Source organism: Cytobacillus sp. NJ13, from assembly GCA_030348385.1.
Lineage (GTDB): Bacteria > Bacillota > Bacilli > Bacillales > Cytobacillaceae > Cytobacillus.
Genome location: JAUCFP010000006.1, coordinates 3461035 through 3480887 on the forward strand (window position 1 = coordinate 3461035; position 19853 = coordinate 3480887).

At 43.8% G+C, this 19853-nt stretch carries 16 protein-coding genes and 2 tRNA genes; 2 read left to right on the forward strand and 16 right to left on the reverse strand.

All coding sequences use genetic code 11. The annotated features are described in order from the left end of the window. Positions 1 to 21 precede the first annotated feature (21 nt). From tilS to spoIIE, 4 genes are all read right to left on the reverse strand, one after another. Positions 22 to 1410, reverse strand: a complete 1389-nt coding sequence (gene tilS / locus QUF73_17345) for a tRNA lysidine(34) synthetase TilS (protein ID MDM5227904.1) — start codon at positions 1408 to 1410, stop codon at positions 22 to 24. A 210-nt stretch (positions 1411 to 1620) separates the two neighbouring features. Continuing rightward, positions 1621 to 2598 (reverse strand): protein kinase family protein, encoded by a 978-nt coding sequence (locus tag QUF73_17350; protein MDM5227905.1) that lies wholly within the window; start codon positions 2596 to 2598, stop codon positions 1621 to 1623. Further along, the gene (locus tag QUF73_17355; GenBank protein ID MDM5227906.1) at positions 2567 to 3304 is read right to left on the reverse strand and encodes a VWA domain-containing protein; all 738 of its coding nucleotides are present in this window, start codon (positions 3302 to 3304) and stop codon (positions 2567 to 2569) included. The genes QUF73_17350 and QUF73_17355 overlap by 32 nt, the downstream gene beginning before the upstream one ends. Positions 3305 to 3394: 90 nt before the next feature. Then, positions 3395 to 5875, reverse strand: a complete 2481-nt coding sequence (gene spoIIE / locus QUF73_17360; GenBank protein MDM5227907.1) for a stage II sporulation protein E — start codon at positions 5873 to 5875, stop codon at positions 3395 to 3397. Between the two features lie 356 nt (positions 5876 to 6231). On the opposite strand from spoIIE, the gene QUF73_17365 reads away from it, so the two are divergent. Both QUF73_17365 and QUF73_17370 read left to right on the forward strand, forming a co-directional pair. Then, positions 6232 to 6305 (forward strand) — tRNA-Met (locus tag QUF73_17365). Positions 6306 to 6473: 168 nt separating this feature from the next. Next, positions 6474 to 6545 (forward strand) — tRNA-Glu (locus QUF73_17370). Positions 6546 to 6913: 368 nt separating this feature from the next. Here the strand turns inward: QUF73_17370 and QUF73_17375 are convergent. From QUF73_17375 to QUF73_17430, 12 genes are all read right to left on the reverse strand, one after another. Beyond that, entirely contained in the window at positions 6914 to 7369 is a 456-nt protein-coding gene (locus QUF73_17375) for a S1 domain-containing RNA-binding protein (protein MDM5227908.1), read from the reverse strand. A gap of 83 nt (positions 7370 to 7452) precedes the next feature. Continuing rightward, positions 7453 to 7863, reverse strand: a complete 411-nt coding sequence (locus tag QUF73_17380) for a septum formation initiator family protein (protein ID MDM5227909.1) — start codon at positions 7861 to 7863, stop codon at positions 7453 to 7455. Between the two features lie 15 nt (positions 7864 to 7878). Beyond that, positions 7879 to 8511 (reverse strand): spore cortex biosynthesis protein YabQ, encoded by a 633-nt coding sequence (gene yabQ, locus QUF73_17385; protein ID MDM5227910.1) that lies wholly within the window; start codon positions 8509 to 8511, stop codon positions 7879 to 7881. Next, positions 8508 to 8810 (reverse strand): sporulation protein YabP, encoded by a 303-nt coding sequence (yabP, locus tag QUF73_17390; protein MDM5227911.1) that lies wholly within the window; start codon positions 8808 to 8810, stop codon positions 8508 to 8510. Before yabP ends, yabQ begins: the two co-directional genes overlap by 4 nt. 238 nt (positions 8811 to 9048) lie before the next feature. Next, the gene (locus tag QUF73_17395) at positions 9049 to 9315 is read right to left on the reverse strand and encodes an RNA-binding S4 domain-containing protein (protein ID MDM5227912.1); all 267 of its coding nucleotides are present in this window, start codon (positions 9313 to 9315) and stop codon (positions 9049 to 9051) included. Between the two features lie 18 nt (positions 9316 to 9333). Then, positions 9334 to 10788, reverse strand: a complete 1455-nt coding sequence (gene mazG / locus QUF73_17400; GenBank protein MDM5227913.1) for a nucleoside triphosphate pyrophosphohydrolase — start codon at positions 10786 to 10788, stop codon at positions 9334 to 9336. Positions 10789 to 10796: 8 nt separating this feature from the next. Further along, positions 10797 to 12404: an oligosaccharide flippase family protein gene (locus QUF73_17405; GenBank protein ID MDM5227914.1), complete on the reverse strand. Its 1608-nt coding sequence runs from the start codon at positions 12402 to 12404 to the stop codon at positions 10797 to 10799. Positions 12405 to 12853: 449 nt separating this feature from the next. After that, the gene (gene spoVT / locus QUF73_17410; GenBank protein MDM5227915.1) at positions 12854 to 13390 is read right to left on the reverse strand and encodes a stage V sporulation protein T; all 537 of its coding nucleotides are present in this window, start codon (positions 13388 to 13390) and stop codon (positions 12854 to 12856) included. A 534-nt stretch (positions 13391 to 13924) separates the two neighbouring features. Beyond that, on the reverse strand, positions 13925 to 17464 hold the full coding sequence (mfd, locus tag QUF73_17415) for a transcription-repair coupling factor (GenBank protein ID MDM5227916.1): 3540 nt from the start codon (positions 17462 to 17464) through the stop codon (positions 13925 to 13927). A 417-nt stretch (positions 17465 to 17881) separates the two neighbouring features. Further along, entirely contained in the window at positions 17882 to 18112 is a 231-nt protein-coding gene (locus tag QUF73_17420; GenBank protein ID MDM5227917.1) for an anti-sigma-F factor Fin family protein, read from the reverse strand. A 130-nt stretch (positions 18113 to 18242) separates the two neighbouring features. Next, a complete protein-coding gene (gene pth, locus QUF73_17425) occupies positions 18243 to 18803 on the reverse strand; it encodes an aminoacyl-tRNA hydrolase (GenBank protein ID MDM5227918.1) in 561 nt (186 codons plus the stop codon). 241 nt (positions 18804 to 19044) lie between these two features. Continuing rightward, on the reverse strand, positions 19045 to 19695 hold the full coding sequence (locus QUF73_17430) for a 50S ribosomal protein L25/general stress protein Ctc (GenBank protein ID MDM5227919.1): 651 nt from the start codon (positions 19693 to 19695) through the stop codon (positions 19045 to 19047). Positions 19696 to 19853: the final 158 nt, after the last annotated feature.

Sequence of the window (19853 nt, forward strand, 5' to 3'; positions counted from 1 at the left end):
TTTATTGTGCCCCCTAGAAGATCATTGCTTTATGTATTTTAAAATAATATAACCGGTACAAGATTGCTGCTGCCTATCATCATGTGATTTCTTCAAACCAGGCACCCAAAGGATCCTGCCTTGTGCATCTGTCACAATCGGCCAGGTTTTCCGATCATGCAGCGGTACTTTATGATCGATGAAAATGTCCTTAATCTTTCGGGATCCCTGCATTCCTTTAAGCGTCATGCGGTCTCCCATTTCTCTTGTCCTGATAATGATTGGAAGAGAAGCATCCTCCCTGCCTAATACCAGGGTATCATTGTTTAGAATTCCTTCAGGACAGTCAGCATATTCAAGGATAATCGATCCGCCGTTTGGGAGTTTAATGCTTGCAGGTTCGAAGACTTCATATCGATAGGATTGTACAGGTTCCTTCGGGAATAAGAAGTGGCATTGCCGGTAGGAGCGTACAATGTGTAAACCGCCTGGAAAATCTAAATTTCCCGATGGATGAGGACTTTTCACTAAGGAAAAAATGCTCTCTATATGAGATGCCGATAACGATGCCGGCCTTTCCTTATAAAGATAGTTTAATATTAGTTGAATCCCTCTCCTTTGTAAAGGCATTGGCATTGCCTCGAAAGCATCGATATCCATACTAATTTCCTCATTGGCTTTCTTTTTCATTACTGTATTCATTTTATGGACAGTTAATTCCTGCAGATATGCTTCATCACTTTGCAAATCTTCACTGAATCTTTGAAAATGCTCATGCACCTGAGGGTTTTCTTTTCTCAGGAATGGGAGCACTTCCTGCCTGAATCGGTTGCGGCTGTATATGCCTTTTTCATTGCTTGGATCCCGCCGGGGGTTCAAGTGTTCTTTTAGGCAGTAGCTTTCGATTTCCGCTCTATTCAAGCATAGGAAAGGGCGGATGATAAAATAATCGCCAAATGGCCGCATGAAGGGAATTCCTGCCCTTGCGCTGCCGGAGCTTCCTCTTGTAAGCCGCATTAATATGGTTTCAACCTGATCATCGCCATGATGTCCCAGCGCTATAAAGTCTGCCCCATATTTCGTGGCGGTTCTTTGATAGAAGCTATAGCGGCAATCCCTTGCAGCTGTCTGGGAACTCTTCCCGGACTTCTCCATATACTCAGGTACATTCACTCTTTCCATTTCAAATGGAATGGCTTTCTTTCTGCAGTAATCCTTCACAAACATGGCGTCCTGAAAAGATTCTTCGCCTCTGAACATATGATCGACATGGGCGGCGATTAGTTCGATTTGAAGCTGCTGTCTCCGGCTCCAAAAATAATGGAGCAGGGCGATTGAATCCGGCCCTCCCGATACACCGACTACTATTTTCTTATTATTTAAATCCAGTCCCTTTTTCTTAAGGAAAGCACTCACTTTCTCTTGGAGCATAGGCTTCTTCCTTATCCGGTAGAAATATATTTATCGCTGACAATCAGAGGAAAAAAATTATCCTCTAATTGAAGTTTCACTTTATACTACCCCTGCAAAGGGCAGCATAATCCTTCATATAGAAAGCATATCATTTTTAAAGGGTAAATATCAAAAGGGATTAAGCTTACTATACGGATCAGGGAGAAGAAAGTTTCATTTTTCTCAAATTTAAAGCAGCTGCCCATAAATATATATAAAATAAAGAAGCATCACGATAAGGGTAATCAGCAGTGTTTCAAAGATGCTCCCTTTCTGTTTTTTTTGCCTGTACACTTGCCTGCTGGCAGGCTGAGGACTTGCTGTTTGTCCGGGATTCCTGTGTACTGTGCTCCTTTGCGCTGGATTTGAACGAGTGAGCTGGAGCATATCATTTCTCATTTCACCAGCCGAGCTATAGTTGCCTTGCAGGGCATTTAGAATAACATCTTCGTATTTCAGCAGTTCTTTCTTTTGGCGGACCATCATTTTAAGCTGTTTGAGGTCACCTGTTGTTTTGGCAAACCTTTTTGGGTATACCGTATTGATTAAAATCATGGCAGCAGCAAAGAGATCGTAGGATGGATCAGCCTTTCTGGTCCCCAATCCCCAATAGCCGCGGTCATAAAACTCGGTAAATTCTTTTATCGCCCTGCCTTGAATGGTAGTTCCGCCCACATCAATGGTGCGTATTTTAGAGGGAGGGCCTGTTACGATCAAATTATCCGGCTTTAAATCACCAAAAACCCAGCCCGCTTTATGCAACGAATCCAGATCGTTCAGCAGCTGTACGATTAAAACACCAGTCCAGGAGGATCCTTTTTGCTGGATAAATGTCAGCAAATCAGGGCCTTGTATATATTCCATTACATAGAATGAAACCTTTCCGCTCCTTCTTTCCCAATCATCCACATCAAGCAAAGAAGGCCCGAGGGCAGAGCCTTGGACCTTTGCAAAGGATTTAAGGACGTTCACTTCAGACGTGATGGACATCCCGTTATCACTCATTTTCAAAGCAACCTGCTGATTTTGGTTTTTGGCGAGATAAACAATCCCATTAGCACCATACCCTAATTCCTTTATAATGGTATATCGGTTTCGGTGCCACTTTCCTTCAATTACAGTACCAGGGTTTACTTTACACTGACTCTTCAAAGAATGATTCATCATCACGGGAAAGCAGACTCCTTAAGGAACGTTTTTTCTTAAAATGGTTTAGTGCCTCATGAATGGCCGGACCTGTAGGCGTAATCCCTCCTGTTGTCAGCTTCGAGAAAATACTGGTCAGCGATTCAAGATTCGGTGTCCAATCCAGCAGTTTTTCGACATCTTTCTTTTTCCCGGGAAATACAAATACGGAAAAACGGTTATCACCAGATCGGGCATTAAGACTCAAGGACAGATCCAGCAAGGCTTCTTTAACGGTAGGAAGCTTGTGCTTCATGCTTGCACTGGTATCCACGAGAACCAGCACTTCAAGTTCAACCGTTTCACCCAGTTCATCCACAACCTCCATCACTTCCCCGCGCTGATTAGGCGGAAGGTCTTCCATCGTTTTTGAGCCGCCCAGGATCTGCTGGAGCTCTTTGTTCACAACTCCCTGAAGTGTCTGGGTCATGGCTTTTCTCGTCACCATCTGTACAGTCTGGGACAGCTGCTGTGAGTAGACAACCTGACTGACTCCGCCTCCTGACATAGCGATTCCTTCAATTTCATTCATTCCCTGTTCATCAATGACATCCTGCTCCATGACTCCGATTACATTCACAGTTATTCCCTGCTCCTTGGCCAGTGCCGCCATGGCAATGGGATCTTCACCCTGATTTGAACAGCCATCCGTTATCAGTAAAATTTGCTTCAGTGTTCCTGTTTTCATTTGAAACTCCCCTCCACATTTGAGTTGTTAGCATTTTCGACTGAAAGGAGGGGAAATATACATATAAATACGTCTCGATGAGCAAATTAGTCAGTTGGCCTTTTGGCGGATGGCATGTACGGGGATGCTGGTCCATTTAGGAGTATTGTGTTTGACCTTTGACACCACCACCGTCATATCATCTTCAATATTCCCGGATCTTGACCTGATCACCTCTTCCATAATTAAATCTGCCACTTCTTGAGGGTCGTCCGTCTTTAACTCGGATACCTTGCGCTTCATCCACAAATCAAAGTTCTCAACATGCTTCGGACCTTCAAAAACGCCATCACTCATCATGATCAGCAAATCTCCCGCTTTAAGCTGCTCACTGACCACATCTACATCAAATTCCTGAATGATGCCCATCGGGAGGTTGCTGGCCTGAATTTTCATTACCTTATGGCCTCTTTTTACAAAGCTTGGAGTTGATCCAATTTTCAAAAATTTTGCGTCAGCATTCTGCAAATCAATCATGGCCAAATCCAAGGTGGAGAAAATTTCGTCTGTGGTCCTTAGAGAAAGAACGGAATTGACTGATTTAATGGCAACCTGCTCTTCAATGCCCGATTGAAGAATTTTCTGCAGGAGCTGAAGTGTTTCCTGGCTTTCCGCATGAGCCCGTTCCCCATTGCCCATTCCATCACTGATGGCAATCGCATACTTTCCGCAGCCCAGCTCGATAGTGGAATAGCTGTCCCCTGATACTAAACCGCCGTCCTTCGCAGCATGTGCAACGCCTGTTTCAACCACAAATGCCTTGGCTGACCGGAATGTGACATGGCAATATCCATTCGGGAACGGGGCGCATTCCTCTGAATTTACTAATATCGTTTCTCCCAAAATGTCAGATAGCATCGGTGCAATTAGCTTTTCGCATTCTCCATGCCCCTGGCAATATGGGATGGTCATATCAATGTCAACATTTCCCTGCTCCAGGCTGTAGATTTCCACCTGCTCGATATGAATGCCAAACTCCTGAAGCGCTTCAAAGATCTGTTCTTCCTGTTTATGATGATTCTCCCGCTCTCGCTGGATTTCTTTGGCAAAATCGCCCATCACCTCGGAAACACCCATCAGCTGATCAGCTACCAGCCTTCTGCTCTCCTGAACCTGCTTCTTAAGCCTTTGGTTCGCCTTAAAATAAGTCAGCTCCTGCTGTACAGCTTCTGTCACTTTTTTCGATCTTGTACAGTACTTTTCCCAATCCCTCGCAAGCTTAGGAGAAAGAGCACCTTCATTGTTGTCCACATCATGCATAATATCCATCATATAATCATAGGTTGTATTAAAGTTCTTTGACCAGCAATGATCTTTCTTAAAGCAGGTCTGGCATGTTTTTTCGGTTACATTGCTTAAGAAATAATCCACTTCCCTGTCACCGTCTTCTTCCCATTCAGAAGGCTTATCATGAGAGGAAAAGCTTTTGGAAAGGGCCTGGAAGACACTTGAGAACTGGGCAACACGCTGTGCTGTCACATCGCGCATTTTTCTCATATATTGCTGCTGCTCAGCGGCATATTCAGGCGTTCCCGGGATGTGCTTGGCCAATTTCATCGTTAAAGCCTGCGGAGTTAATAAAAATAAAAGAATCGCTGCGCCTGTTTCGGACAGAGTTTTCATAAGGTTTCCGCTTCCTTCTCCATACATGCCCATCAGGAGTGTCGCAATCAGAAGGCCGAATGCCACACCGAACTTCCTGCCTTCTTTTAAAAGACCGCCTAAAAGACCCGCGAAGGCGAGCAGACTCATATGATAAAAGCTAGATATATTCGCAAGGGAGAAGATCAGGCCAGTTACCACCCCTACTGTAGAACCGACTGTTGCTCCTGCCACAAAGGCAAAGAGAAGGACAAGATAGCGTGACATAATATGCTCGACTGATAGATCATAGACCGTCCAGCCAATTGTTCCCGTCATGACAGAAGCCAGCATAATAATCAGGCAGACGATTTCTTCGGTTTTCAGTGATTGTCTTCGTTTATTTATCGAAAGCAGCGGCAGCCCCTGCAGAAAAATCAGCGTTAGAATGAAGCCAAGGCTTGACTCAACTCCGGCCATCATTCCATCATATAAAGTCAGCTGGCCCTTCATAATGAATGCCTCCAGGAGCTTGCCTCCTAAAAGAGTAAAGAATACATAAAAAGGCAGTGCCCTGATTTCATTATGCATCCATTTTTTCGAGACCCGGAAGGCAAATAAAAAGATGAAGGTTATTCCAAAAGCGGATACAGCATTGGAGATGGACAATGTGGCAGCACCTGCCATTAATCCCACTAGTGCCAGGGGCGCCTTATCCCTTCGTATGAAATAAACCGCTGCAAAAAACGGAAGGCTAAATGGGGTAAGCTTCGCCAATATCAAGGCTCTTCCAAGCAAAAAGCCAATGATCAGCAGAACATAGCCTTTTTTCAGAAAGAAATTCTCCAACCCTGAGTGGAGTTTTTTTAAGCCTTTGGCAAAATCCAGTTTCGGTTTGTTGAAGGGCACTTCCCCGATCGGCTCCATTACATTCCTTTCTACCTTTTCCATTAAACTACACTCCCCATATTTTTATCGTTGCTGACAATTATAAAATCCAGCGCTCCAGAAGTTTGTCAAAATAGCGGACAAGCCCCGGCTTTTCGTTCGACGGTTTTCCACTATATATGGGGATAGATAACAAGATTTAAAATGGGACTTCCTGAAGTTGGACTTGGCTCTTACAAAAAAAGTAAACAAACCCTTGGAATGACAGCTTTCTGCGGAAAGAGAAGCATGGAAGAAATTGACGAAGAGGCAAGGGAGATTTACGACATATTTCTTTAAATATCTTATTGACTTCCTTTTTAAAAATTTGTATTATAAATCTTGTGCTTCAGAGCACATCTATAAATCTATTAAAATATGGCGGTGTAGCTCAGCTGGCTAGAGCGTACGGTTCATACCCGTGAGGTCGGGGGTTCGATCCCCTCCGCCGCTATCATGAAATGCAGAAGCGCCTCGGTCACCCCCGACAAGCACAAGACGATCCGCACAGAAAGGTGTTCTTTACCTTTTTGGGAGGAGCGGCTTGTGACCTCGAGGGGGTAGGCGCTGAAGCTGGACAACATAGAATGCGGAAGCGCGTTGCCAAGTCTAATTTTATCCTGGCCCGTTGGTCAAGCGGTTAAGACACCGCCCTTTCACGGCGGTAACACGGGTTCGAATCCCGTACGGGTCATTTCAAAAGAGCGTCAGCCTTAGGCTGGCGTTTTTTTGATGGATTTGGAGGATTTTTTCTTCTTTCAGAACATAATATTTAGATGTTACCAAGCAATTGATTAAACTATTTTAATTCCCTTCCAGTTTATCGGTCACTTTTTCAGGTTTATCGGCCAGATTTTCAATATATCGGTTACTTTTACGATATATCGGTCAGCATTCTCATTTATCGGTTACTTTTACGATATATCGGTCACTTCGCGCTGTATCAAGGTTTCACTATTAATAAGCTTCCAGCAGAATTTACAGCGTTAAACAGCACAAAAAAACAAGCCCAATCGGACTTGTTTTCCATCCTGCTATATAGATAGATCGATCAGCAGCAAGTTATCCTCGTTTAGCGCCTCTTCCTCCGCGTTTGGATTCAGTATGGCGTTTTAGCGATGACAGACGATCTTCGCTGTCCTTTAGGAAACGAGACATTTTGGCTTCAAAGTTTTCTTTAGGGCGATGGTCGTTTGATCTGTTATGGCGAGGTCGGCCAGAGTTTGAATTAGGTCTGAATTCTTTTCTGTCGCCTCTTTCAGGTCTTTCAGAACGCTCAGGCCGGTCTTTTGCCTTTTTGATGGATAATCCAATCTTGCCGTCCTTTTCGACATTAATGACTTTTACCTCAACCATGTCACCCACTTTGAGGTGCTCATTAATATCTTTTACATACTTGTCAGCGACTTCACTTATGTGCACCAGACCCGTTGAGCCTTCCGGCAGCTCCACAAATGCTCCGAATTTTGTAATGCCAGTGACCTTTCCTTTTAACTTGCTGCCTACTTCGATTGACATTAAAAAAATTGCCTCCTTGAAAGATTTAAATCAAAACTTACTATATATTATACAGAAATCAAAAAAAGAGTGTCAATATAGCGTCAATCGGCCTTTTTTTCCTTTTTCTTTTCTTTTTCCGCCTCTTCTTCAGGGAGGTTAAAAATGATTTCATTATTGTCAGATAGGAAGTAATCTTTACGGGCAAGCTTCGCGATATACTCATCATCATTCAGCTTAACAATTTCTTCTTCGAGCATGACTTCCTTTTTCTTCAGGTCAGAAAGCTCCTGGTCCAGCCGGGTTTTCTCTTCCACTTTTTCTTCCAGAGCAGCAGACTGCGTAACGAGTGTGGAGATCATAAAAAATGAAACGACGGCTGCCAGTGTTAAAAATGCCGCTAATCTGCGAAATAATAGCTTTTTCTTACGGCCCGCACTGATCTCTGCTGCTTCCTGCTGTTTGACATAGCTGGTTTCCATTTTGGCTACATTTTTCTTCTTGGTGACACTCACTTCCGCACTCCCTCCTTACTCTTTAGGTTTTTTCCACTTTGCAATCCATTTTAAAACATAATTCTTTATCTGCTGTAAATATCCTGCCAATTTATTATATAACTTCTCGACTGTTTTTTTAATCTTTTTCGGCAATAATTTCCACAAAAGTGACAAAATCCATTTGACAGGCAGAAAAACTACTTTCAAGATGAACCAAAAGACTCGAAGTATGACTTTTAAAAGGGAATAAAGTCCTTTTCCAAGCATAATGGCTATCGCAATTAATGCCAAAATAAGACCCTGGATGGGTTTATAGATGAGCAAAGTAAAGGTCTTCACGAAAAAGCGGTATATGGAGATCGCCATCCGGATGGATATCTCCAATACCCGCAGATACATTTTCTTAAATAAGCCTTGATAAGCGGCAAAACCGCACAGCAAAGCAATGAAAATATAAAACCTTAATTCGCCTTTATTCACCAGAAATAAAATATAGAAGATTGCCAGGCCCTGTACGAGCCAAAAAAGAATATCATTAATAAAAACAAGCCAGCTTTTCCGCTTGGTCCTTTGCAGGAAACGATTATACGTATCAAGGGCAGCCCCAAATACACTTCCCATGCCGATCATCGCCAGCATAGTCACAAATTGAGTGGTCAGTGTCATCGGAACAACTTGCTAAAGAAGCCTTTAGCTTTATCTCCATTCTGATCGTCAATATAAACAAGGTCAAATACCTTCCCCTTGATGGAAACAATTCCCTTGTCCACATCCAGATTCTTCATCTGCAGATTCTGCCCTCTAATGGCCAGGAAGCCCATCACCGTCTCCAGCAAAAACTCTTCATTATCAAAGCTTTCGACCTGTTTAACGCCAGTAATATCAAGCAGCCTTCTGCCTCTCATAATGACATCATGTTCCTGAGTATTGGTTTTGTTTGAGCTTGACTCGTAATATTGACTCATTATCCATCCCCCGCAATCAACATAGTACAACCTTTTTGTACATGTTTATGAAAAGGGGGATTAAAATAGAACAAGCCAATAGGAAAAGCGGAGGTGCTGCTGAATTTGGAACTATGATACTGACGAAATTCCGCAAATGAAGATTTAACGGCCAAAATAAAGATCATATCGGCCTAAAACGGGAATTTAACGGTAAATTTCGGTCTTTTATCGGCCAATCTCCATAGCTGCAGGCCGCTTATGCTTCCGATTCCACTTTCTCTTCCTTAACAATCGAGTACATTTCTGCTGCCTCTTCCTTGCGGGTTGTTTCCTGCAGGCGCTCCACTTTTACCGTTACCAGTTTCTGGCCAAAGCGGATTTGAAGCTCATCTCCCACTTTAACGGTTGAGCTTGCTTTGGCCTGCTGTCCATTTATTGAAATTCTCCCTTGGTCTGAAACCTCTTTTGCCAGTGTTCTTCTCTTTATCAGCCTTGAGACTTTTAAGAATTTATCTAATCTCATCTTTTCCCACTCCCTCTATTAATAACCTTTGGCTTTTGCCTCATTCCAAAATTCATCAAGCTGGTCAAGCGTAAAGTTTTCAAAATTTCTGCCGCTCATCATTACCCGTTCTTCTACATATGTAAAACGGCGAATGAATTTTTCATTGGTTTTTCTCGCAGCTTCTTCGGCATCAATTTTATAGAAACGTGCAATATTCACAAGTGCAAACAGGATATCGCCAAATTCCGACTCCATCTCGGGGCTGGAGTTCACGGCTTCCTTCTCGAATTCGGCAATCTCTTCTTTTACCTTCTCCCAGGCAGGCTCAACTTCCTTCCAGTCAAAGCCGACTTTTGCTGCTTTTTTCTGAATTTCAGCCGCTCTCATTAAGTTCGGGAATGATTTCGGTACAGAATCCATCATGGACTCCTGCTTTTCACCCTTCTCTTCCTGCTTAATGCTCTGCCAATTCTTCAGCACATCCTCTTCATCTTCAGCCTGGACATCCCCAAAGACATGGGGATGACGGCGGACCATTTTTTCCGAAAGGCCCTCGATCACATCATCGATGCTAAAATAGCCCTCGTCCTCGCCTATCTGAGCATGAAGCATCACCTGGAGAAGGACATCTCCCAGTTCTTCTGTCATATGCTCGCTATCATCATTATCGATCGCTTCAATCAGCTCATAGGCTTCTTCAATTAAATATTTCTTCAATGATTCATGAGTTTGCTTTTTATCCCACGGACAGCCGTTTGGCCCCCGCAGTTCCGAAATAATGCTCCGCAGTTTTGAAAAATCTTTATAGAGAACGGCATCATCTTTTACAGGAGGCACGTATACAGAAGTTAAGTTATTCAGCTCCATATTATGATCCAGTTCATGCAGCTGCACTTTTTTAATAACCTCTTCCTTGCTGCCGGCAGCTGTTACAATATAAACCTCGTAATCGTAAGGCAGTTTTTCCATTAGTGTCAGCTTGACGTCGCTCGCAACAAACTGATCATAAACCTGTCCAATGATAACGTGCTGGGCCACCTGGATCTCATCTCGTTTTAGACCGGTTCCATCCAGCAGCTGAAACCCTTCAATTGGATCAATTTTCAAAGCCTGAAATAGAGGATCAAGGAAGCTTTGTCCTCCTCCGATCATAATCTCAATGCCTCTCTGCGGGGCACGCTCTATGAGAAGCTGCACCGTACGTTCCGCAACCAGCGGATGGCCTGGAACTCCATATGTAATTTCTTTCGCAAGAGCTTCTTCCAGGAGAAATTCACAAATTTCCTCATACACTTCTTCAAATTTCTCATGCTTTTCGTAGATATGATCAAAAGACTGATACGGCAGTCCTTCTTGTTCGAGGTCACGCAGAACCGGATGCTCCTTTGTCCGCAGGTACAAGGCCTCTGCCTGTTTAAGTTTTCGATATACGCCAAAAGGAAGCTGATCCAAATCTCCTGCTCCAAGCCCGAGAATGGTTATTTTTTTCATAAAGCTATTCATCTCCTAGTCTTTTTGGGAAGCAAGAACATGAGTTTGCTTCCAAGCGGAAGCAGAGCAAGCTCTTCCTCTTTAAAAGTATTGCCTTTAAACACAATATACAAATACGTAAAGCCTCCAAGCGCTACGCCGCTTAACGCCTGGAATGCGGCAAACATTCTGCCCGGTTCCGGTATTGGCAGCATGGCTGTGGCCTGAAGGTACAGCTGCAAAACAATCGACATCATTAAAGCAGCAAATCCGGCCACCAATAAAAAGCGCAGAGAAAGCAATGATATTTTCAAATATAAACGAAGCTTTGCAATAAGAAAAATTAAGACAGCAGCTAGGGCCAGGCACGATGCAGCCGCTGCGCCTGCTGTGCCGTAATTAGGCACCAATAGGATGTTCAGGACAAGTTTTGCCGCAAACCCCATCAGAATGGCCGCTGCCGGGAAAAAGATAAATCCCAGTCCCTGCAGGATGCCTGTGATTGTGATGATCAGGCTGCTCAGCAAAATCAGCAGACTAAGAATCGCTAGGACATCCGATCCTGACGAGTTTTCAAACAGCATAATATTTGCAGGCTTTATGATATTCCAAAGCCCCACCGTTGCTGCAGCTCCAACAAGAATGCTGATTTGAAGGGCAAGTCTGATTTTATTTTGAAGGAATGCGGGCTGATTTCTCATTTTTTCTTTGGAAATGAGCGGCACCAGCGACAGGGACATGGATGTTGCCACAACAATGCCCAGCTGGACAATCGGCTGTCCGCGGTCATACACACCTTTCAGCGCCTTCGCTTCCTCCCCTTCAATTCCGGATGTTAGTAGAAGCGAGTATAAATTGAACGAATCTGCCAGCTGAATAAAAATAAGCACGAGACTGCTGATGCAGATGGCAAATCCCTGTATGATAATTGTTTTGGCCAGCTTGCCGCTTTTTTTAAAATCGATGGCAATGGCGGACGGCAGGTTTTTTCTTTCTTTTATATAAAAGAAGGTGACTAAAATCAGAATGGCAATAAGTCCGCCGGTTATGGCCCCAAACAGGGCCCCGCCTCCCACCATGTAAAGAGAATTTCCTCCCTTAACAAGCAAATAAGCGGCAAGCAGGATGGTAATGACTCTTGCAAGCTGTTCACCTACCTGGGAAACTGCGGTTGGAACCATGTCTCCTTTGCCTTGAAAATATCCCCGGAAAAGGGACAGCATTGGAAAAAGAAGAAACACGGCCGCCACTACTCTGAGTAAAATCGCCAGCTGCGGATCGCCCATCCTGACAGCCAGCCAGTCCGAACCCCAATACAGAATGGAGAATCCGATAAAACCTATTATGGACAGAACAAAGGCAGAAACGGCAAATAAGTTCTGAATATCCTTCTCTTTCTTTAGAGCGGCATGCTCGGCATAAAGCTTAGAAATAATAACAGGAAATCCATATGTAGATAACACAATAATGATCCCATAGAACGGATAAACCTGCTGATATATATAAAACCCTACATCCCCGACGATATTTTGAAAGGGGACCCGGTAAATAGCACTTAAAATTTTTGTAATCAGGGCAGCAATCGTTAGGATAATCGCACCCTTAAACAAATCGCCAGATGTCTGAACGGGCTTCAATTGCCCATCTCCTTCCAATTGAATTCGACAGTATTATAGCATATTGAGGCTTTATGCGCGGGAACGCTTGGGTTTGGTGCGGATATTTTTGTTTGTGCGCGGATTTACGGGATTGCGTGCGTTGTTTTTTTGGTACGCGCAGCATTGGTATTTTTGCGCGCGGATATCCTTGGGCTGCGCGCACTCCCTAACCTTGTGCGCGGGAAATCTTTTTTTTCGCGCGTCAATTTTTCAGTTACGCGCTGATTCGGGGCTTTTGTGCGCGAATTTCCTTCAATTGTGGGCGCTCTCTTACTTTGTGCGCGGGATTCCTCGGTTTGTGCGCGCTCCTTTTACGATTTCGCGCTGATCAAGGACTTTCACGCGCGCTTTCACCCAGTTTACGCGCGGCACCTCCGACCAAAGAAAAAAGGCAGCATTCCGCTACCCCTTTCATTAAGTATCCATTTTTATGATTCCATTTGTCTGGCCAGAAAGCCTGCTGCCGTTTCAACTGCTTTTTGTTCGACGTCGCCAAGTGAATCTTCTTTTGCAAAAATGATAACTGCTCCAATTGGGTCGCCGTTTGCAATGATTGGGCCAATCGTATAAGCGGAGGAAGATTCTGTGTTCCCGTCAACAAGCGAGATGTCGCCTGACTGGTTAACCAGGACTGAACTGCGCTCTTCCATTGTTTTTTCAACAAGATCGCTTATGTTTTTGTTTAAGTAATCCTTTTTAGAACCTCCTGCAACAGCAATGTAAGTATCTCTGTCACAGATTAACACTGGATTTCCCAGGCTGTCATATAATGCTTCTGCATATTCTTTTGCAAAATCGCTCAGTTCACTGATTGGTGAATATTTCTTTAAGATGACTTCTCCATCACGATCTACGAAAATCTCCAGCGGGTCCCCCTCACGAATACGCAGTGTTCTGCGGATTTCTTTAGGAATGACTACACGACCCAAATCATCGATTCGACGAACTATACCTGTTGCTTTCATCCAACGTTGCCTCACTTTCATCTGATGATTTAATAGAAAAGCGGAAGCGCACATCAAGATGTATGAATATCTGCTTAAAACCGCCACGTCCTGTGGCGAACGCAGATGCCAGCACATCCTGTGCCAGTCCGACAAGCATAAGACGAATCAGGCAGGAAGCCTCCCAAAGCTCGCTTTGGTCGGGCGATGTATCGCTGCCGGAGCGTTCCTTGTCCTGATTTCTGGAGTGATTTGGCTTATGACTCGAGAGGCTGGGCGCTGGAGCTAGACAACGCTATCTCCAGCACAGCACTTACTCTTTCCTCTTTTGGCTATGATCCATAATTGGGAGAAAATGAATGCATCGCCATGTTTGAACTTAGTATCTTTCATATGGAAAGTTATATACGTGCACAAAAACTTTTTCTCATAGATGTTATTCATTCCAAAATCGGATAAACATTCCAGATGATCCTTCAACTTAAAATTACCCTCGTTAGAAAGAGATAAACATTTCTATTGTTTCATTTTATTGACAGTGGTGTTTCCATAATTTTACGCAGTTGGATGTTCTTGCTCTTTTTTAGCTTCCTGCATTCCTTTGATCACTTCATATGCAATGCTAAGCCATTCATTTGTTTTGACGCCTTTAATATGGAGGACAGCTTTCAGTTTCTTTCCTTCCATGCCCAGGCCAATCATTCTGCCGTATTTGCTGGTGATCTGGAAAATCTTCTGGCCGTCTATATGTTCACTGGCCTTTTCCGATAAAAGAATCAGCACTTCCTGTTTGGATTGCTTAACTGTCTCGACACCGGCAAGTTCACCGTAAGCCTTCATTTCAGCAATCTGGAATAAATACCCCACCTCATCCGGATACTCGCCAAAACGGTCGATCATCTCATCTTGGAGCTCTTCCACATCTTCTAGCGAAGAAATGCCGCGGAAGCGCTTATACATTTCTATTTTCTGATGACCATCAGACAGGTAAAAATCAGGAATATAGGCATCAACATCCAGATCAATTTCAATTTTAGCCGGTTTTTCCTCGACGCCATCCAGCTTATCTTTCCGTTCTTCAATCGCTTCTTTAAGCATTTGCGAATACAGATCAAAACCGACAGAGTCGATAAATCCATGCTGTTCGGCTCCAAGCAGATTACCGGCGCCTCTGATTGATAAATCCCGCATGGCAATTTTGAAACCTGAACCGAGCTCCGTAAATTCCTTTATGGCCTGAAGCCGCTTTTCAGCTACTTCCGTTAATACTTTATCTTTTCGATACGTGAAATACGCGTAGGCAACCCGGTTGGAACGGCCAACCCGGCCCCTAAGCTGATAAAGCTGGGACAGACCCATTTTGTCTGCATCATGGACAATCAGCGTGTTGACATTTGGAATATCTACGCCTGTTTCAATGATCGTTGTGCTGACAAGAACATCGGACTCGCCTTCCAGGAAGCTTAACATAACAGATTCTAACTCATTTTCCGTCATTTTCCCATGGGCATATGTTACCCTTGCATCTGGAACTAGCATGGATATTTCCTCGGCTTTTCGTTCTATATCCTCCACCCGGTTATATAGAAAATAGACCTGTCCATCCCTCGCCAGTTCCCTTTCAATTGCTTCACGAACCAATGCACCATTATATTCCATCACATAAGTCTGGACCGGGAATCGGTTCTCAGGCGGCGTCTCTATGACCGATAGGTCCCTGACGCCAAGCATTGACATATGAAGGGTTCTCGGGATTGGCGTTGCTGTCAGGGTAAGGACATCCACATTTGTCTTAAGCTGCTTGATCTTTTCTTTATGTGTTACGCCAAAGCGCTGCTCTTCATCAATAATGAGCAGGCCTAAATCTCTATATTGAATATCCTTTGATAAAATCCGGTGTGTGCCGACAACTACATCAATAGTCCCTGCCTTTAAGCCTTTAAGGGTTTCGGTCTGCTGCTTTTTTGTTCTAAATCGGCTTAAAAGTCCCAATTCGATCGGGTAATCCTGGAATCGTTCTCTCATTGTTTCATAGTGCTGCTGAGCCAGGATGGTTGTCGGAACGAGGATGGCAACCTGTTTTCCATCCGCAATTGCCTTAAAGGCGGCACGGATGGCTACTTCTGTTTTCCCATAGCCCACATCTCCGCATAATAAGCGGTCCATCGGGCGTTCCCTCTCCATATCTTTCTTAATTTCATGGATAGAGCGGATCTGGTCCTCTGTTTCCTGGTAAGGGAAGACCGCTTCAAACTCTCTTTGCATATCCCCATCCGGACTGAAGGCATAGCCTTTTGATGCCTCGCGCTCTGCATATAGCTTGATCAGATCATCCGCAATATCCTGAACAGAGGATTGAACCTTCTTCTTAACCCGCTTCCAGTCGTTTCCGCCCAGCTTATAAATTTTTGGCTCTTTTGCCTCGGAGCCGACATATTTCTGGACAAGATCAATCTGTTCCACTGGCACATACAGCTTATCGCTGCCCTGGTAGCGGATATGGAGATAATCTTTGTGGACCCCGTTAATCTCAAGAGTTTCAATCCCCAAATATTTTCCGATCCCGTGATTAACATGAACGACATAGTCTCCAACCTTCAATTCGGAATAGCTTTTAATTCTTTCTGCATTCGAAAGCTTTTGCCTGCGGGCTTTCTTTTTTGTGCGTTTGTTAAATAGCTCCTCTTCCGTAATAACAGCCAGCTTCTGGCTTGGAAGCTCAAAGCCGGTCTGCAGACTGCCCTCTGTAATTTGGATTTTCCCTGTTAAAATCGGATCATTCTCACTCACAAATGCCGCTTCTATCTCATAGTCCTCAAGCACTCTTTGCAGCTTTTTGATCCTCTCTTCGTCTGGACCCAGGAATACGACTGAATATCTGCCTTTTTTCCATCTGTCCAGCTCGCTTTTCAGCACATGCATCTGTCCATGGAAATTCTGCATCTGTTTGCAGGTGACATTAATGATGTTTTGCGGATTTGTATTCGGTACATGTCTCAGGAACAGCGACATATACGTAATCGGATGCTTGGAACGGTGCAGAAACTCTTTTAAGGTGTGGGAAACCTTGACATCATGAATAATCTGGCCCTCACCTAAAAGGCTTGTATACCACTCGGCCTCTTCCTTATCAAGGGAGTCGTTCATTTCCTGAACACGGCTGATTTCGTCAATGAAAATTAAGCCATTGGCAGGGAGGTAGTCTACTAAACTACTTCCTTCCTCAAAGGCAAACGATAGGTATTTGAAAAGCTGTTCAGGCTTGTTCCCCATTCGAAGCTGTTCTAATTCATAGCCAACATTCTGGGCCAGCTGTGTTTTCGCTTTATCGTCTTTCAGTTTTTTCAGGCTTGACCCCAAACCTTTTTCCAGTTTTTCAATTACTGTCTGGAAGTGCTCTGAATCAAGAGGGATTTCGGTTGCTGGTCCAATCGAAATCTCGTTTAGTTTTTCTTTTGATCTCTGGTCCTCCAAGGAAAAAGTCCGGATCGAATCAACTTCTGTATCAAACAGCTCAATCCTAACCGGATCAGCCTCAGTCAGTGGATAGATATCAATGATTCCGCCCCTGACACTGAATTCTCCCGGTGAAGAAACCATTTCAGAACGGACATAGCCCATCTGGACAAATCTTTTTAATTGATCATCAGTCAATTCATCGCCAATTTTTAAAGACAGCTGGTATTTCTTCCAGTGGCCTGGAGGCGGAAGTATTTTTCGCAGCCCAGCCATCGGGACGATCATGATTCCCGTCTTATGTTTGCTCCAATAATTTAAAGCCTCAATCCGCTGGGCTTTTAACTCCGGGCTTGCAATCCCAATTTCCGCTGCAATCAATTCATTTGCCGGATACAAAAACACTTCAGCTTCTCCTGCCAGATTGACGATATCATCATATAGCTTCTGTGCCTGCAGAAGGTTGTGTGTTACAACAAGCATCGGCCTTCCCGATTGCTCATATATGGAAGACAAAAACAAGGTGCGTGCCGATCCTGATAATCCGGCAAGCATCTGCTCCCTTAGTCCTCCCTCTATGCCAGACAAGATGGAACTTACATCATCCTGCCGGCTAATAATCTCTTTAAGACCTAACATGAAAGCCCCTCCTATAACGAAAAGCGCAAGCGCCTCTATCACCCCCGACACCTCGAGGGGGTAGACGCTGGAGCTAGACAGTTCTCAACGTTCAAAGTTTCCCTTTATCTTTTAAAAGCACAAGCACCTCGACTCCTCAAGGGGACTGGCGCTGGAGCTAAATAGGTTCAAAGTTACAAGGATTTTTATCTTAAAAAGCGCACATGGCGCTCAGGCAGGTTCAACCGCCAAAAAGCAGATGCCATTCCAGGCCCATCGAGCCAGATAATTGACAGTCTGCAAAATTCATTTTAACTATCATTAATCTTACTAAATAAAATATGGATGCAACAAGAATCTATAGAACGGTTTCTATCAAATACAATGATTGCCTCAAAATAGAAATAGAAAAATGCTTTGGATCGTCTCCAAAGCTTGTTAATGAATAATGAAGTCCTGCTGATGATAATCCGGATTGCGTTCCAGTGATTCCTGGCAATCCTCACAGATTGCTTTTACATGCAAATCACCTGATTGATCATAGGAGATCATTTCCTGGCGTTCCTGATCGTTTAGCTTATGGAAGCCAAGCTGCTCTGAATAAACAGAGCTGTTCTCTATTGAACCAATCTTTATTCCGCAATGACGGCAATGATAGTGAATAGCCATGCCTGTCCCTCCCGTTAAACTGTCCATAATTATAGTATGGACTTCGGGCAGGGAACTTATTCATGCATCCGGCTGCCGCCGGCAAAGTTGATATACATTATTCTATGATAAGATTGATAAAATATGAAGATTATTGATTAAAATCGTTCATTACCTGTAAAAATGGTTTTCTGAACCAATCCTCACAGGCATCTGCGCACTTTTTAGCCGTTTCGTCCATAATGGCCTGTTCTTCTTTAGTAAAGCGGCCCAGCACATAGTCAGGCACCTTCATGCCGCTCGGCGGACGGTCGATGCCAACTCGTATTCTGTTAAATTCCTGTGTTCCCAGATGCGCGATTGTAGATTTGATACCATTATGGCCTCCTGCGCTCCCTTTCTGGCGGAGCCGTATCTTGCCTACAGGAAGATCCAGATCATCATAAATGACCACAAATTCATCATCATTAATCTCAAAATAATCCATAACAGCCCGAATGGACTCTCCGGATAAATTCATATATGTAAGAGGTTTAAGCAGAAATACTTTCTCTCCGTTCACATAGCCTGTGCCAAATACTCCTTTCAGCTTGGCCTGATTTAAAGGAATATTCAGCCGGTCCGATAAAACATCAATCACATCAAAGCCAATATTGTGCCTCGTCTTATCATATTGCTTGCCGGGATTCCCTAACCCTACAATTAATTTCATTTTCTCACCCCATATTCGAAAAGCGCAGACGTCTAGTAATTAACCAGGAATGCGCTCTGAACTTTTTCGATTCTCTTTTTCATTATAGTAGAAAGTGTGTTGTTCGATAAGAAGATTCTGTCGGATGGTGTGCCGGATCCGCACTCATTTAATCCCATTTACACCTCTTTCTTATTCTAATACCAAGCAAAAGGGGCTGGACATAATTGCCAAGCCCCTGCAAGAATAGCTTCCCTCGAGCTTATTCTTCACCTGTTTTATCTTCATCTGCTGTTGTTTCTCTGCCTTCTTCATTTTCAGGTGTGCCTGCTTCCTGTTCTTCACCGCTGTTGATTTCTTCTTCCTGTCTTGGAGGAAGGATGGAAGCGATAACCTCGTCATTTTCATTATTGATTTCATAGCCTCGATCGGCCTTGATATCAGCAACTGTTAATGTCTCATTCACCTGCAGATTCGTTACATCCACTTCAACAGAAGATGGAATATTATTCGGTGTGGCTGTGACAGAGACTTCATGCATGGATTGCTGCATAACGCCTCCATCTTTTACTCCTGCCGCATCTCCAGTCAAGATGACCCGTACATCTGCAGTCATTTCCTTATTCATATCCACCGCAAGAAAATCGGCATGGACAATTTCATTTTTAATCGGATTGGATTGGTAGTCACCAAGCATCACTTCATGTTTGCTGCCATCCACATCTAATGAAAACACGCCGTTTCTGCCTACTTCCTTTATCGTTTTAAGAAAATCGGCTTCGCTTAAGTAGATGGATTTGCTTTGCAGTTTTGAACCATACACAACTGCCGGAATATTACCTTCTTTTCGCAGTGAAGTTAAGTTGGAGTTGCGTGAACCCTTTCTTTCTTTTGCTTGCAATACAGCTGTCATAAATACGTCCCCTTCCTCATTTAGAAAAATTTATAAAGTATTGTCTATATAAAAAAATGCCCTAAAATGAGGAAGTCTAAACGTTTTTGTTTTTTCAGGTTTATTATTTTTCAGAAAAAACGCAGACAGGCTTGCTGTACAGCAAGCCTGGATAAGGT

Bases quoted from the DNA above. Each gene is read 5' to 3' on its own strand.
- tilS (MDM5227904.1), bottom strand. From the start codon at position 1,410: ATGCTCCAAGAGAAAGTGAGTGCTTTCCTTAAGAAAAAGGGACTGGAT.
- QUF73_17350 (MDM5227905.1), bottom strand. From the start codon at position 2,598: ATGATGAATCATTCTTTGAAGAGTCAGTGTAAAGTAAACCCTGGTACT.
- QUF73_17355 (MDM5227906.1), bottom strand. From the start codon at position 3,304: ATGAAAACAGGAACACTGAAGCAAATTTTACTGATAACGGATGGCTGT.
- spoIIE (MDM5227907.1), bottom strand. From the start codon at position 5,875: ATGGAAAAGGTAGAAAGGAATGTAATGGAGCCGATCGGGGAAGTGCCC.
- QUF73_17375 (MDM5227908.1), bottom strand. From the start codon at position 7,369: ATGTCAATCGAAGTAGGCAGCAAGTTAAAAGGAAAGGTCACTGGCATT.
- yabQ (MDM5227910.1), bottom strand. From the start codon at position 8,511: ATGACACTGACCACTCAATTTGTGACTATGCTGGCGATGATCGGCATG.
- yabP (MDM5227911.1), bottom strand. From the start codon at position 8,810: ATGAGTCAATATTACGAGTCAAGCTCAAACAAAACCAATACTCAGGAA.
- QUF73_17395 (MDM5227912.1), bottom strand. From the start codon at position 9,315: ATGAGATTAGATAAATTCTTAAAAGTCTCAAGGCTGATAAAGAGAAGA.
- mazG (MDM5227913.1), bottom strand. From the start codon at position 10,788: ATGAAAAAAATAACCATTCTCGGGCTTGGAGCAGGAGATTTGGATCAG.
- spoVT (MDM5227915.1), bottom strand. From the start codon at position 13,390: ATGAAAGCAACAGGTATAGTTCGTCGAATCGATGATTTGGGTCGTGTA.
- mfd (MDM5227916.1), bottom strand. From the start codon at position 17,464: ATGTTAGGTCTTAAAGAGATTATTAGCCGGCAGGATGATGTAAGTTCC.
- QUF73_17420 (MDM5227917.1), bottom strand. From the start codon at position 18,112: ATGGCTATTCACTATCATTGCCGTCATTGCGGAATAAAGATTGGTTCA.
- pth (MDM5227918.1), bottom strand. From the start codon at position 18,803: ATGAAATTAATTGTAGGGTTAGGGAATCCCGGCAAGCAATATGATAAG.
- QUF73_17430 (MDM5227919.1), bottom strand. From the start codon at position 19,695: ATGACAGCTGTATTGCAAGCAAAAGAAAGAAAGGGTTCACGCAACTCC.